Origin of the sequence: Komarekiella delphini-convector SJRDD-AB1 (genome assembly GCF_014831675.1) — a bacterium.
Lineage (GTDB): Bacteria > Cyanobacteriota > Cyanobacteriia > Cyanobacteriales > Nostocaceae > Komarekiella.
This window is the reverse complement of sequence record NZ_VJXY01000028.1, coordinates 68,531-84,132: the sequence shown is the minus strand read 5'-3', so window position 1 is coordinate 84,132 and position 15,602 is coordinate 68,531. Positions and strand designations below refer to the sequence as shown.

The following is a 15,602-nucleotide window of genomic DNA, read 5'->3' as shown; positions in this document are numbered from 1 at the left end:
AAATTTTAGACAAGCTAGATCATATATATGTGGATATCAATTGATTCCTGATCTCCTAAAATATAGGTTAATATTTGTTAGCTAAAAGAGCTTCTACTTCTTCCTCAGATAGTTCTGCAATTTTTTCCAACAGAAGTTGCTCAATCATTTCTGCTTGTTTAGCTGGTATCATTGCTTGCAATAAAAGGTCACGCAGTGGTAAGTCTATAGGAAATTTTGCTCGCAATCGAGAAACCAGTTGAGTTGCAATTAGAGAATCTCCGCCTAACTCATAAAAGTTGTCGTAAATACCAACTTCTGCAATTCCAAGCACCTCTTGCCATATTTCTGTAATTTGTTTTTCCAACTCATTTGTCGGAGCAACATAGGAATTAATCAGTTGTGGTCTGGAATAGCGTGGGGATGATTCTGCTTGATTGGAAGATTGTAAATTTGCTAGAGAATCGAGGTTAAATGCATATTTATGCCTAGCGTTTAAATCTACTGTAGAAACAATAATTTGAGTTCCTATCTCTAGAGAAAAGATTCTTTTAAATACTTCTATAGTTTCTGTTGGAGTAATGCCTAATTCCACCCCAGGTGCTTGTTCTCGTGTTTTTGGTTCTTGAGTGAAATTTAGCTGTAATTTATCCCAATTTATAATGTACCAGGGTAAAGAATTATTTCGGTTACGTCGGTTAGTAAAGCTATCTATTAAATGATTAGCTGCCGAATATAAACCTAAGCCGAATCCTCCTAAAATAGAAGATAAAGAAGAAAAGACAATACAGAAATCTAACTTTCTATTGTGTAATATTTGTTCTAATATAGTAATCTTACGGCGTTGGAAGTTAAATAAATTTTCTAATTCTATTTTACTAATTTCTGGAATCGAACCAAATAGTTTTTCGCGATGGATTCCAGTTGAATAAATCACCCCGTTAATTTGTCCAATATTTTCATCTGATAAACTTTTATGCATTTGTTCATGATTAGTTGCATCTGCACGGATTATCAAAACTTTTGCACCTAATTTTTCTAAGACTAGCAATTGTTTAATTTTGCAATTTACTTCATCTTCTTGAGTGTGAGTTTCAAGCCATTTAGAGAAGTCATTCTTTTCTGGAAAAGTTAAATCTTCGATAAATATGATTTTTGCTTGGAAAGTTTTTACTAAATATTCTGCAAGTACAATTTCAATACTTTCTAGCCCACCAGGAAATAAGTAAACACCCTGTTTGACCAACGGGATTTTTTCTTCAAATACTGTCTCTAAGGGAACTGGCTCAAATGTTTGTACCCAACGATAGGAACCACGATAAGCAACAACTAAGTCTGAGGATGCAGATGTTAACTCACTTAAAAGCTTGCCAATAATATTAATTTCACAGTCGTCTTGTTTCTCTATATCTAGGTGAGCAGTTAAAGCAATATCAATATTCCGACAGCTTATATTAGGATACTCTTGAGAAATTGTCTGACATAAACCTAATACTGTTGCTTTCTCTGGGTCTAAAATTTCATTTCCATTGACTTCTCGAATGTTATTCGATATGACCCAAAGTTGCAAGCTTTCATTAGTTTGCAATTTACTGAGGCTTTGTGATAAAAACAATAGACTATTGAACTCTACATAATTCTCTCTTTGAGTATTTTCAAGTTTACTGACGCTCCATAGGAAAACTATATTTTGTGGGGTTTTACCTAATCTAAGTAACTCTTCAAATAATGCATCATAATCTTTAGTTTTGCCTGAATTAATCGTATAAATATTTTCAGTTAGTTTATTAAAATCTTCTCCATGCTTAACTATAATAATATTCTTACCTTGAGTGCTCAAGGCATTAATTAATTTTTCGCCTAATCCCAAATTATCAACAAAAAACAACCAATATTCCTGGATAAATTCTATTTTAGAAGCAGATGAATAAGTAAGGAAAGAGCGTTTCCACGAAGGAATATAGAACCAGTTAGCAATATCTTGTTTATTATCTAATGTTGCTAGCTTACTATTTAAAGAAGGTGCTGAAGTCGTATCAATCCAGTATCTTTGTCGTTCAAAAGGATAAGTAGGTAAAGGTAGACGATGACGCTGCTCGTGGGTATAAAATCCTGACCAATCTATATCAACACCAAAAAGCCACAATCGGCCTAATGTCTGCAATAAAAAACTCACATCCGATTGTTGCTCTTTGACATGGCGTAAAGAGGTTAGTACGTGTTGTTTAGTATTGACATCTAAATGCTGTGTGGTGAACGTGCTTAATGTTCGTCCTGGCCCCACCTCTAGAAAAACACCTGCAAACTGCTCTAATAGTTGAGATATACCATCGGAAAATTTGATAGTTTGTCGTAAATGTTGGCCCCAGTAGTCAGGATTTGTGGCTTGTGCATCTGTAATCCAACTACCAGTTACATTGGAAATAAAGCCGATGCGTGGTGGATTGAGTTGAACTTTTTTGAGCAACTGCACAAACTCGTTTAATATTGGTGACATCATTTGAGAATGAAACGCATGAGATGTATGCAATAGCCGACATTCAACATCTTGAGAGGATAGTTGATTTTGTAGGGTTACGATCGCCTCAACTGTCCCAGAAACTACGCATGACGTTCGGGTGTTAATCGCTGCGATTTCTAGATTTTGAGTTAGCGATCGCACATCTTTTTCTGGAAGCGGAATCGCCAGCATACTCCCTGGAGGTAACTGTTGCATCAGTTGTCCCCTTTTTGCCATAATGAATAGGGCATCTTCGAGAGTAAATACACCTGCGATCGCAGCTGCGACATATTCCCCAATGCTATGACCAATCATTGCTTGTGGGTGTACTCCCCATGACATCAATAACTTAGCCAGGGCGTATTCAATCACAAATAATGCTGGTTGGGCGTAGATGCGAAGCAGCTTGTCGTCAGACATCGCTGTTTGTTGGAGTTTTTGGCTAGCTGCTTCAATTCCTTCTGATGGAAAGAGTAGATGACGGATATCAAGACCGAGGTGAGGTTGCAAAATTTCGGCGCAAGTATCTATATGTCTGCGATACGTCGGTTCAACTTCATATAGTTCTCGACCCATATTTACATATTGTGACCCTTGTCCTGAAAACATGAAAATAACAGGCTGTTCTCTATGCTCCTGACATACAGTAAAAATTCGTTGCTGCTCTTGTGTTTCTAAGACGCTAACAGCATCTTTAACACTCTGACACACTAACATTCGACGATAATTAAAAGCTCTACGACCAACTTTTAAAGTATGAGCAACATTAGCTAGATTTATATCTGGTTGTTTTAAATACGTAAATAAATTTGTAGTTGCAGTTTCTAAGGCTGTGTTAGTTTTGGCTGAAAGTAACAACAATTGCCAAGGTCTAGAGTCATCAAAATATTTTATTTCAGGCGCTTCTTCTAGGATGACATGAGCATTAGTTCCACCAAAACCTAACGAACTAATTCCTGCCCTCCGGGGAGTATTATTAGTTTTCCAATCAGTTAGTTTAGTATTAACATAAAAGGGACTATTTACAAAATTAATCTCAGGATTAGGAACTTCAAAATTGATACTAGGAGGTATTTTTTTAGATTTTAATGCTTGTACAGTTTTGATTAAACTTGCTATACCCGCTGCTATATCTAGATGTCCGATATTCGGTTTGACTGAACCAATAGCACAGAAACCATTTCTTTGTGTAAAAGCACGAAAAGCTTTAGTTAGTGCAGCAATTTCTACTGGATCTCCAGCAGCAGTTCCAGTTCCATGAGTTTCTATATAGGAAATATCATCAGCATCTATTCCAGCATTTGCTAAAGCTTCTACAATAACTTCAGCCTGACCAATTACACTAGGTGCTGTATAGCTAACTTTTAATGAACCATCATTATTGATTGCTGAACCTTTAATAACTGCATGAATGTAATCTCTATCTGCGATCGCATCTTCTAATCTTTTTAAAACGACTATTCCCAGTCCACTACCGAAAACAGTACCCTGTGCTTTAGCATCGAAGGCTCGACAATGACCATCAGGAGATAAAATTCCGTCTTCTTGATATAAATAACCTGACTTTTGCGGAACTATAATCGTAACTCCACCTGCTAAAGCGATGTCACATTCTTGATCTAATAAACTTTTGCAAGCTAAGTGTAAAGCAACTAATGAAGTAGAGCAGTAAGTTTGAATCCCTACACTTGGCCCTTTTAAATTTAATTTATATGAAATATTTGTGGTCAAAAAATCTTTGTTAAAAGTATAGTTATTGGAAAGATCTCTTGAATCAACATTTTTATATACATTGTTAAAAAAGTAAGTATTTGTGCTAACACCAGCATAAACCCCAATCAAACCTTCATAAGTTTCTGGGTCGTATCCAGCGTTTTCAAGAGCTTCCCAGGCACATTCGATAAAAAGGCGATGTTGAGGGTCAATTAGTTCAGCTTCTCTAGGAGTGTAACCAAAGAATCTGGCATCAAAATGCTCAATATCTTCTAATATAGGTGCTGCTTTAACATAATTCGGGTCGTGTAAAATTTCCTCTTCTAGATTTAAATTTGCTAAATCATTATTGGAGAAAAATGAGACAGACTCAACTCCATTTGTGAGATTATGCCAAAACTCATCGATATCCTTTGCACCAGGAAAACGACCAGACATCCCCACTATTGCTATGTCTATATTTGCTGTTTGTTCTTGTACTTCGGTACTCATGATTTTACTAACCAGATAAATTAATGGATTTTAGTTAGTTTGCATTTTCATTTGTCTTCTTCTTTGTCCTCGATTTAGCCTTTGTTCAAAAGTTTTTTCCTGAGAGTCTTTAGGAGTAAAAATCTTCGCCATAGAGCTGATGTTTGGGCATTCGTAAAGTTTGGCGATCGCCAAATTTGAATTAAATGCCTTATTTACAATTGTAATTAATTGAATACCTATGAGTGAATCACCACCAAGTTCAAAGAAGTTATCATAAATTCCTATCCGTTCAATACCAATAACTTCTTGCCAAATATCAACTAGCTTTTGTTCAATTTTACTTCGAGCGGCAATATAATCGTTACTTAGTTCAGGTCGGGGATATTTTAATTTGGATGTATTGACAGTTTCTAAAAATTCTAGCGATTGTATTTTTTTATCAGAATTGTACTGTTTTAAAATATCTAATAAATCAGAAGTAGATATTACAACTTGAGGCATTGTATTTCCCAAAATTCTGAGAAAGACATCTACACCTTCATTAGTTAATATACCTTGCTGAAGATTTTCTTTTCGTAATTCTTGGAGTCGTTGGGGTAATTCTGTATTTACTGCCATTCCAACCTCTTGCCAAGTATCCCAATTGATACTTGTAGTAATACCATTCGTAGCATTATGAGCAAAAGCATCAAGAAAAGCATTAGCTGCACAATAGTCTACTTGTCCAAATTCCGCTACGATTGAGCTATTTGATGATACTAGAATAAAGAAATCTAACTGAATATCTTTGACAATTGCATCAATAACTAGTGTCCCCTTTACCTTCGGAGCCAGAATACTTTCTGCTTCTTGTTGAGTTTTTCGCTGTATTACACCACCTCCAGGAACTCCAGCGGCGTGGATAACGCCATTTAGTTGACCAAATTGTTCTTGAGCTTGAGCGATCGCACTTTGCATTTGTTCTGTGTTGCTGACATCAGCAGCGATCGCTAAAACTTCTGCACCCAAATCTTCAAGTTTTTGAACTTTGCGAATCTTGCAGCTAATACTATCAGTCTCATCATGAGTAGCAAGCCATTTTTCCCACTCATCTTTTTTAGGCAAAGCAGAACGTCCTACTAACAGTAGTTTTGCCTGTACAGTTCGAGCTAAGTATTCTGCTAAAACAAGTCCTATACCTCCGAGTCCACCTGTAATGAAATAGACTCCCTTTTCTTTTAATCGAGGTTTTTCAATTTTAACTTTATCAAAGCGCACTGGCTCAAAACTCTGCACCCAACGATTCAAACCTCGGTAAGCAATTAACTTTTCAGGCTCATTAAGAGTTAGTTCTGTCAGCAATTTTTCTACAAGTTTTTCTTCTTGCCAACTACCGTTAGCAGGAAAAATAACATCAATACTACGACAGTTGATATTTGCATATTCTTGAGGAATAACTTTAATTGGGCCGAGCAAAGTGGCTTTCTCTGGACAAAGTGCTTCAGTTCCCGTCACTGGCTGTAGATTGTTAGAAATAACTGTAATTTGAATATCAGTAGTTTCTTGTTTTCCTAAAGCTTGGGCAATAAATAGTAAACTATAAAATCCAGTTTCTTGAGCTTGAGTAACTTTTTCAATTTCTACTTGGTTACATATAGGTGTGACATTCCATAAATGAACTATCATTTTTGGCAACTTGTTTTGCCTGAAAAGTTCTTGAAATAAAGTATCATAATCCTGATGATTTTGAGGATTAATAGTATATTCATTGTCTAGTGTGGTAAATTTGTCACCAATTTTTACGGTAACTACATCCTGGTTTAGTTTCTCTAGTTGTTTGACCAAGTTGATACCCAAGCCACACTCATCAATAAATATCAGACAAGATTTGTCAGTTTTTAAATATTGGCTATCGAGTTGTACTGGGGGTAAAGAAGGCTTCCAGAAAGGAATGTAAAACCAGTCGGCTATATCAGGTTTTTTACTCAATAATGCTGGAGTATGACTATCATTTTTTCCTTGCTTCGCATCAATCCAATATCTTTGTCGTTCAAAAGGATAAGTAGGCAAAGGCAGACGATGACGCTGCTCATGGGTGTAAAATTCTGACCAATCTATATCGACACCAAAAAGCCACAACTGCCCTAATGTTTCCAATAAAAAGCTTACATCCGACTGTTGCTCTTGAGCATGAGGTAAGGAAGTCAGTACATGTTGTTTAGCATTGATATCTAAATGTTGTTTAGTTAATGTGCTTAAATTTTGTCCCGGCCCCACCTCTAGAAAAACGCCTTCAAATTGCTCTAACAGGTGAGAGATACTATCGGAAAATTTCACATGTTGTAAATTTTGGTTCCAGTAGTTAGGATTTGTGGCTTGTGCATCTGTAATCCAACTACCAGTTTCATTAGAAATAAAGCTAATGCGTGGTGGATTGAGTTGAACTTTTTTGAGCGATCGCAGTCCTCTGTTTGCTACGATTCTTAAAGCATCTTCGAGAGTAAATACACCTGCGATCGCGGCTGCTACATATTCACCGATACCATCACCAATCATCGCTTCTGGGCATACTCCCCATGACATCAATAACTCAGCCAGAGCGTACTCAATCACAAATAATGTTGGTTGTAGTTGGTTAGCTGCTGTAATTTCTTCTGACGCAAAGAGTAGATGACGGATATCAAGACCGAGGTGGGGTTGCAAAATTTCGGCACATGTATCTACATATCTGCGATACGTCGGTTCAACTTCGTATAGTTCTCGACCCATATTTACATATTGTGACCCTTGTCCTGAAAACATGAAAATCACAGGGCAACGGCTTGGTTTATAGTGGTAACTAAAAACACGTTGTGGGTCTTCAAATTTAAGTAATTTAACTGCATCATTTCTGTCTTGACAAACTACTAAACGCCGATGGTCAAAAGCTCGACGACCAACTTGTAAGGTGTAAGCCACATCAGGCAAATTGATATCAGGATCTTGCTGGAGGTAAGCCGCTAAATTTGCAGTCGCACTTTCTAAGGCTGTGCTAGTTTTGGCTGAGAGTAATAGCAATTGCCAAGGGCGAGAAGCACTGGATGTTTCTATTACTGGAGCTTCTTCCAAGATTACATGAGCATTAGTGCCGCCAACCCCAAAAGAACTTACACCTGCTCTACGAGGTAAACCGTTAGTTTTCCACTCTGATAATTTGGTATTGACGTAGAAGGGGCTGTTAGCAAAGTCTATCTCTGGATTGGGTTTTTCAAAGTTTAAACTAGGGGGTATTTGTTGATGTTTTAATGCTTGTACAGTTTTAATTAAACCTGTCACACCTGCTGCTGTATCTAGATGTCCAATATTAGTTTTTGCTGAACCGATAGCGCAGAAGTTTTTTCGATTTGTGCTAGCACGAAAAGCTTGTGTAAGCGCCTTGATTTCAATTGGATCTCCTAAGGGAGTTGCAGTACCATGAGCTTCAATATAAGAAATAGTATCGGGTTCAACACCAGCTAAGGCAAGGGCTTCTAAAATTACTTCTCTTTGACCATTAACACTAGGCGCTGTATAACCAACCTTTAAAGAGCCGTCGTTATTAATAGCTGAACCTTTAATTACAGCATGAATAAAGTCTCCATCAGCAACAGCATCAACCAATCGTTTCAACACTACAATTCCTAAACCATCGCCAAACACTGTTCCTTTAGCTTTAGCATCAAAAGTCCTACAATGTCCGTCAGGTGAACAAAGAACTCCCTCTTGATACTGATAACCAGATTTTTGGGGTAACTTGGCGATGGAAACACCACCAGCCAAAGCTATATCACTTTCACCATTTAGCAAACTTTGACAGGCTAAATGTACTGCTATTAATGATGTAGAACAGTTATTCTGAACATTTATACTTGGCCCGGTAAGATTTAACTTATAAGAAGTTTGTGTGCTTAAATTGTCTTTTTCATTACCAATAAAAATATTTAAAGCATCTACCGACTGCATTAAGTCTTGATTTGAATATAAGTTTGTAAATAAATAATTACTATTAGTTACACCAGCGTAAACCCCAATTTTACCGTTATAAAATTCGGAATCATAGCCCGCCGATTCTAAAGCTTCCCAGGCAGACTCTAAAAAGATTCTATGTTGTGGGTCTGTGATTTCGGCTTCTCTAGGAGTAAATCCAAAAAATGCAGCATCAAATAACTCAATACCTTCCATTATGCTGCCTGCTTTAACATAATTTGGGTCATTGAGCAAAGTTGGCTCTATACCCGCAGTTAGCAGTTCTTCATCTGTAAAATGAGAAATTGATTCTACTCCATCTCGCAAATTTTCCCAAAACTTGTCAACATTGTTTGCACCTGGAAAGCGGCCATTGATGCCAATGATGGCTATTTCATCGTTATCATCAAAGTTATTAAATTCCTGAAAATTATTCATCGCAAAAATACCTAATTTAACTTATTTACAGCAACTATGCTCGGCTCTGAGTAGGTTCTAAAGAATCTGATATTGATAAATCTAAAGCAATCTGAATTTGGTCGTTCAGCACTGCATCAATATCATCTTTAGTTGTGAGCGGATTAGCAATTACCGCACGCAGCGCCGTAACTGAAGTTTCTTTTTCTAAATAGGTAATTGTTTTTGTTGTCCGCGAGATAAAAGTACGACCAGCTTGACGTTGAGTTTTTTGCAGGCGCTCATTAAATATATTGATTTGTTGATTATCAGTTTCGGTTAACTGCTTTTTAACTGCAAGTTCTCTGAGAGATTCTGGGATATAGCGATAAAGAAGCAGATTTATATCTGGTTGAGATAGTAATTCAAATTCGGACATGGTAGTGATTTGAGCAGCCATATATTGTGTCTTTTCAATACCTGCATCAATCAAAAATTCATAACCTTTAAGTCCGATCAGATGTAGCCCAGCATGTAAAAATAATGCCATACCAGCTCGAGAACCTTCTAAAGCGCGTTTACCCAAATCGAATGAACCCTTACGCATGGTGTAGCTAGCATTTTTTTCAATGGATGAAGCTAAGTACGGTTCGCGCATGAATACCATACCAATACCCATTGGTAAATACAGCTGTTTATGTCCATCAATGGTGACTGAATCAGCGCATTCAATACCAACAAGTTTTTGCCGATGTTGTTCGGAAAATATCAGTGGGCCACCCCAAGCTGCATCCACGTGAAAATGAACATTTGCAGCTTGGGCAATTTCTGCTATGTCTAAAAGTGAGTCTATATTACCAGAATCGGTAGTACCAGCAACGCCCGCGATCGCAATAATATGCAAATTTTTAGCATGACAATCTGCAACAGCTTGACGTAAAGCTGGTAAGTCTACTTGGTTATTAGCATTAGTAGGAATTTTGATTAAACTATGTGTACCTATACCTAATAAATCTGCGGCTTTGTCAAAAGAATAATGCATCAATTCAGAGCCAATTACCACGGCTCCTTGATAACCGTAGTAATCTAGAGCTGCTGCTAAACCTTCTTTCTCTACACCTGCAAAACTATTTTTTGCACCCAAGGATTTATTACGGGCGCACCATAGTGCGATAATGTTTGCTGCCGTACCTCCAGAAACCAATATGCCTAAAGTGCTTTGGCTATTTTGGATATGTTCGCTATAAAATTCATTAGGAAAGTTATAAATTAATCTATGCATCATTGCCAAAGCCTGACGTTCATAAGGACTAAAAGCTTTGGCTGTTTCTATTTTGACAACATTTTGGTTCATTGCTGTCATCAATTTAGCGATCGGTCGCACAAAACAAGGCAGTGCAGAGGTCATGTGACCGATAAATCGTGGCGAAGATGTATGTATTGAATGATTAATAACATTATTTGCTAAATAATCAAGGTAGCTATCAAAATTAGTCGGATTAATAGGAACCTGACTATCAGCAAAGGTTTCTACCAAGTCGTTAAAATTAATATCAGAGTTAGTGTTGATTGCACTTAAGAAATCATCAACTAAAGTATCAGTTTGAACACCCATCTTAGACTCTATAGATAAGTTATTAGATGGTGCAAATAATTGCATGACTTCATTCGCGACTGCATACTGTGGTGTTAGCTCATTCTCAAGAAAGAAATTTTGCTTGTTTTTTTCTTGTCTTTGCTGACTCAATGCCATTTTATACTCCAGAATATATCTTGATTCTTAATTGACTTGCTGCTAACTACCACCAAAAAGACTAGATTCAAGTTTGTAGTAATGACTTTAGTCATTCTTTGCTAAGCACTAAAGTGCTTACTACAAACCCTTGACTAGCTTTGAAAATTTATGATGTTCTGCGATGATTTTGTCTGGCTTGTTTGCGGCGCTTAATTGAGGCAGACCTCGTTTGAGTGCGGTAAGAATCTTTTTGCAAATAAGCTTGTTCATCGCTACTTAAAAATTCAGATAGCGAACTGATAGTTGGTCTTTCGTAAATACTAATTATCGGAATATGAGCATTTAATTCTTTTTGAAGCTGTGAGATTATCTCAATACCAATTAGAGAACTACCTCCCAAATCAAAAAAGTTATCATAAATACCAATCTTTTCAATTCCCAGAACTTTTTGCCAAGTTGTAGCAACTATTTGCTCTACATTGTTGCTAGCTGGGACATACTCGCTTTGTAGGTTTGCTCTGGAATGGAGCGATAAACTCTCTCGATTATTTGATGATTCCTTATTTCGTAAAAAGTCTCGTTTTATCCATTGCTCAATTCTCGGTTGCAATTCTCCCGCTGAAACAACAATTTGAGGAGTTTTAGTTATGGATAATACACGGCTAAAAACTTCTATACCTTCTTGCCATGTCATGCGTAATTTTTCTAACGCTACTCCCACTGTCAGATCTTCCATGTCGTTTTCTTGAGATTGCCAGGTATCCCAGTTCACACTAATACAAGGAAAATTGATTTGGTTGTGCTTGTGAGCGTAGGTATCCATAAAAATGTTAGCAGCAGAATAGGAAGTTAATCCTAATCCTCCTAAAACAGATGAAGAAGAAGATGTCAATAAACAAAAATCTAACTTTTGACCTCGCAAAACTTTTTCTAATACAAATAGTCCATATACTTTGGGATTAAATTGTGATTGACTTTGGGTTTTAGAACTTTCTTCAATAGTGTAATAGGCATCGTCATTAATTCCCGCTGCGTGGATTACACCATGAATTTCACCAAAACTTTCATTCACTAATGCTATAGCTTGTTGCATTTGTTTTTCATTAGCTACATCAGCTGCGATCGCCTGAACTTGAGCACCTAATTTCTCAAGCATCATCACCTTTTTAATCTTCTGGCTAACTTCATTAGATTCATCATGAGTTAGTAGCCATTCAGACCACTGATGTCTTTCTGGTATGCCTTTTCTGCCGATCAAAATTAACTTAGCTTGCATTGTTTTTGCTAAGTATTCTGACATTGCTAAACCAATGCGACCAAGCCCACCAGTAATTAAATAAACACCCCCTTTTCTCAATTTAGTTTTGGCGGTAATGCTTTCATCTAAATGTACAGCTTCATAAGTTTTAATCCAGCGATGATTACCACGATAAGCAATTAAGTTATCAGTTATTGGTGCTGTAAATTCTGTAAGCAGTGAGTCTATTAATGTTTGTAATGGCTGCTCAGATTTTGGCAGGACGAGATCAAAGCAACAGCAAGTTATGTTGAGATACTCTTGTGGAATTACATTACATGCCCCTAATATAGTTGCCTTCTCAGGGCATAAATTCTCGCTGCCAGTTATATCATGTAGATTACTAGTAACAACCATCAGCTTCATTGGCTCAATTATATTCTGTTTTGCCAAGGCTTGTGTTAGAAATAGCAGACTATCAAAACCGAGATTTTGACAATCTTCAAAAAACTGATGTTGTGTTTGTGGTTCTAGCTGTTGACTAGGTAAGATGTCATCAGGGGTAACGCTCCAAAAATGTGCAAGATGCCATCCAGTACAATTCTGTTCTTGTAATGCTTGCAGTAAGGCATCATAGTCATCCCTTTGTTGGGGATTAATTGTATATGTGTAGTCACTAAGTTTTGCAAATCTATCTGCGACTCTCACGACAATCACATCATGACCTTGTTGTTTGAGTCGTTCGATAATTTCTGATCCAACTCCATAGTTATCAACAAACACTAACCAGCGTGATTGTTCTACCAATTTGTCTTGTTGGAAAAACTCAAGTGGTGTAGATTCTTTCCAACGAGGAATGTAGAACCAGTCAGCAATATCTGGCTTTTTGTCTGAAGTTTTTGGCGACATCATTGCCAAAGTCGCGTTTCGATTTACCTCAATCCAGTAACGCTGACGCTCAAAAGGATAAGTAGGTAAGGGTATGCGATGGCGCTTTTCGTCTACATAAAAACTTGACCAATCAATTTGAACTCCTACTAACCAAAGCCTACCCAAGGTGTTAAGTAAAAACTCTACATCTGATTGTTGCTCTTGAGGATGTCGTATGGAGGTTAGTGCTATGAGTTTATCTGTTTGATGTTGTTTAGCCAAACTACTTAGCGTGCGTCCTGGCCCAACTTCCAACAGTATTGGTTCTGGCTGGAGGAGCAATTCAGTGATTCCTAAACTGAAGCGGACTGGCTGCCTTAAATGTCTAGCCCAATAGTTAGGATCTGTTGCTTCGGCTGCGGTAATCCAAGTTCCACTGACATTAGAAATAAATGCAATTTTTGGGGAATTGAGTTTTACTTTTTTTAAAGACTGGATAAATGTCTCAATGATGGGTTCCATCATTAGAGAATGAAAGGCATGAGAAGTATGCAAGCGCCTACAATTTACACCTATTTGTTGTAGCTTCTGTTGTAATTTCTCTATTGCTTCTGTCGCACCGGACACCACACAAGAAGAAGGTGCATTACTCGCAGCTAAAGAGATTTCCTTTTCTAGTAATTGTTGTACTTCTTGTTCTGGAAGCTGAACTGAGAGCATAGCACCACTAGGTAACTGCTGCATGAGTTTTCCTCGCATTGCAACGATCGCCAAGGCATCTTCTAAAGAGAAAACTCCAGCTAAAGTTGCAGCTACATACTCTCCTATACTGTGACCAATCATCATCTCAGGGCATACACCCCATGCCATCCACAATTTGGCTAGAGCATATTCAATCACAAATAATGCTGGTTGAGTAATTGCTGTTTGCTGTAACTTTTGTGTTGCTGTTAAAGCTGTTTCGGCGTTGGGATAAAGAATTGTACGCAAGTCTAATTCCAAGTGAGGTTTGAGTAGTTCGCAGCAGTAATCAACTTGTTTTCTAAATACGCTTTCACTCTCGTATAATTCTCGACCCATATTTACATATTGCGAACCTTGACCAGAAAACATAAATACAATTGGGCGATTACAAGGTTCTTGGTAATGAGTGAAAGCTATTTGAGGGTCTTGCAATGCGTTGATTGCATCTTCTTGGTTTTGGCAAACTACCATTCGGCGATGATTCAAAGTCCACCGACCTAATTGTAAGGTATAAGCAACATCCGCAAGGTTTAAATCTGGATTTTCTTGTAGGTAATTAACCAGATTTTCTGTTGCAGTTTCTAGTGCTGTACTGGTCTTTGTTGAAAGTAATAATAATTGCCAAGTCCGAGAAGGACTAGAAGATTTAATTATAGGAGCTTCTTCTAAAATCACATGAGCATTTGTCCCACCAAAGCCAAAGGAACTCACACCTGCACGGCGAGGAGTGCCGTTAGTTTTCCACTCAGATAGTGTGTTGTTGACATAAAATGGACTCTTGTCGAAATCAATTTGGGGTGATGGTTCTTCAAAGTTCAAACTAGGGGGAATTTGTTGATGTTTTAGGGCTAGTACGGTTTTAATCAAACCTGCGACGCCAGCAGTTGAGTCTAAATGCCCAATGTTAGTTTTTACAGAACCAATGCCACAAAATCCTTTGTTTTGAGTTTTAGTACGAAAAGCTTGTGTTAAGGCAGCGATTTCGACGGGATCACCTAAAGAAGTTCCGGTTCCATGCGCTTCAATGTAGCTAATGCTATCAGGTTCGACCTCAGCCATAACCTGAGCTGCTCTAATTACTTTGGCTTGACCATCAACGCTGGGTGCTGTGTAGCTAACTTTATTTGACCCATCGTTATTAATCGCAGAGCCTTTGATAATAGCATGTATGCAATCTCCATCTGCGATCGCTTCTTCTAAACGCTTTAAAACTACAAGACCTAAACCCCTTCCTTTTACTGTTCCCGCAGCCTTAGCATCAAAAGCACGGCAATGCCCATCAGGAGATTCAATACCTCCCTCTTGATACAAATAACCATCTGCTGTGGATATTGAAACTCCTCCTGCTAAAGCAATATCACACTCACCACTGAGCAAACTTTGGCAGGCTAAATGTACAGCAACCAATGAGCTTGAGCAAGTAGTTTGAACTGCATAACTTGGCCCTTGCAAATTTAATTTATAAGAAGCAAGTGTAGTAACGTAATCAGGAGAAGTTCCTTTTTCTATCTGCTTATCACCCACAGAGGCTATCAGCTCATAATTAGAATAAATGTTAAGTAAATAACTGCCAAAACTTGTTCCAGCGTAGACCCCAATCGGTTTTCTATAAATATTTGAACTATAACCAGCATTCTCAAGTGCTTTCCATGAATACTCCAAGAAAAAACGCATTGAAGGATCCATTACTTCAGCTTCTCTGGGGCTGATGTCAAAGAATGAAGCATCAAACAAGTCTATACCTGCGACTACACCCTCTGCTTTAACATAATTGATGTCGCTCAATAAAGCCGCATCTACACCTAAATCTTTTAATTCTTGGTCATTGAATCGATGTATTGACTCTACTCCATCTCGGAGATTTTGCCAAAATTGCTCAATATTTTCAGCCTGCGGGAAACAGCCACTCATGCCAATAATAGCTATTTCCAAACCAGTTTTGTTACTTAATTCTGAATCTTCCATAAGTAATCTTAATTCTTAAAACTATT

The 15,602-nt window shown here is 37.6% G+C and carries 4 protein-coding genes; all 4 read right to left on the bottom strand.

Annotation, left to right across the window (positions count from 1 at the left end; genetic code table 11):
• Positions 1–67: 67 nt before the first annotated feature.
• Complete coding sequence (locus tag FNW02_RS22815) at positions 68–4,684, bottom strand: type I polyketide synthase (protein WP_191759778.1); 4,617 nt, start codon at positions 4,682–4,684, stop codon at positions 68–70.
• Positions 4,685–4,714: 30 nt separating this feature from the next.
• The gene (locus FNW02_RS22810; protein ID WP_191759777.1) at positions 4,715–9,067 is read right to left on the bottom strand and encodes a type I polyketide synthase; all 4,353 of its coding nucleotides are present in this window, start codon (positions 9,065–9,067) and stop codon (positions 4,715–4,717) included.
• Between the two features lie 34 nt (positions 9,068–9,101).
• Complete coding sequence (panP, locus tag FNW02_RS22805) at positions 9,102–10,778, bottom strand: pyridoxal-dependent aspartate 1-decarboxylase PanP (RefSeq protein ID WP_191759776.1); 1,677 nt, start codon at positions 10,776–10,778, stop codon at positions 9,102–9,104.
• Positions 10,779–10,926: 148 nt separating this feature from the next.
• Positions 10,927–15,576, bottom strand: coding sequence for a type I polyketide synthase (locus FNW02_RS22800; protein WP_191759775.1), 4,650 nt, complete (start codon positions 15,574–15,576; stop codon positions 10,927–10,929).
• Positions 15,577–15,602: the final 26 nt, after the last annotated feature.

Excerpts from the sequence above, each read along its gene's own strand:
- FNW02_RS22800 (WP_191759775.1), bottom strand. The coding sequence starts at position 15,576 with ATGGAAGATTCAGAATTAAGTAACAAAACTGGTTTGGAAATAGCTATT.
- panP (WP_191759776.1), bottom strand. The coding sequence starts at position 10,778 with ATGGCATTGAGTCAGCAAAGACAAGAAAAAAACAAGCAAAATTTCTTT.
- FNW02_RS22815 (WP_191759778.1), bottom strand. The coding sequence starts at position 4,684 with ATGAGTACCGAAGTACAAGAACAAACAGCAAATATAGACATAGCAATA.
- FNW02_RS22810 (WP_191759777.1), bottom strand. The coding sequence starts at position 9,067 with ATGAATAATTTTCAGGAATTTAATAACTTTGATGATAACGATGAAATA.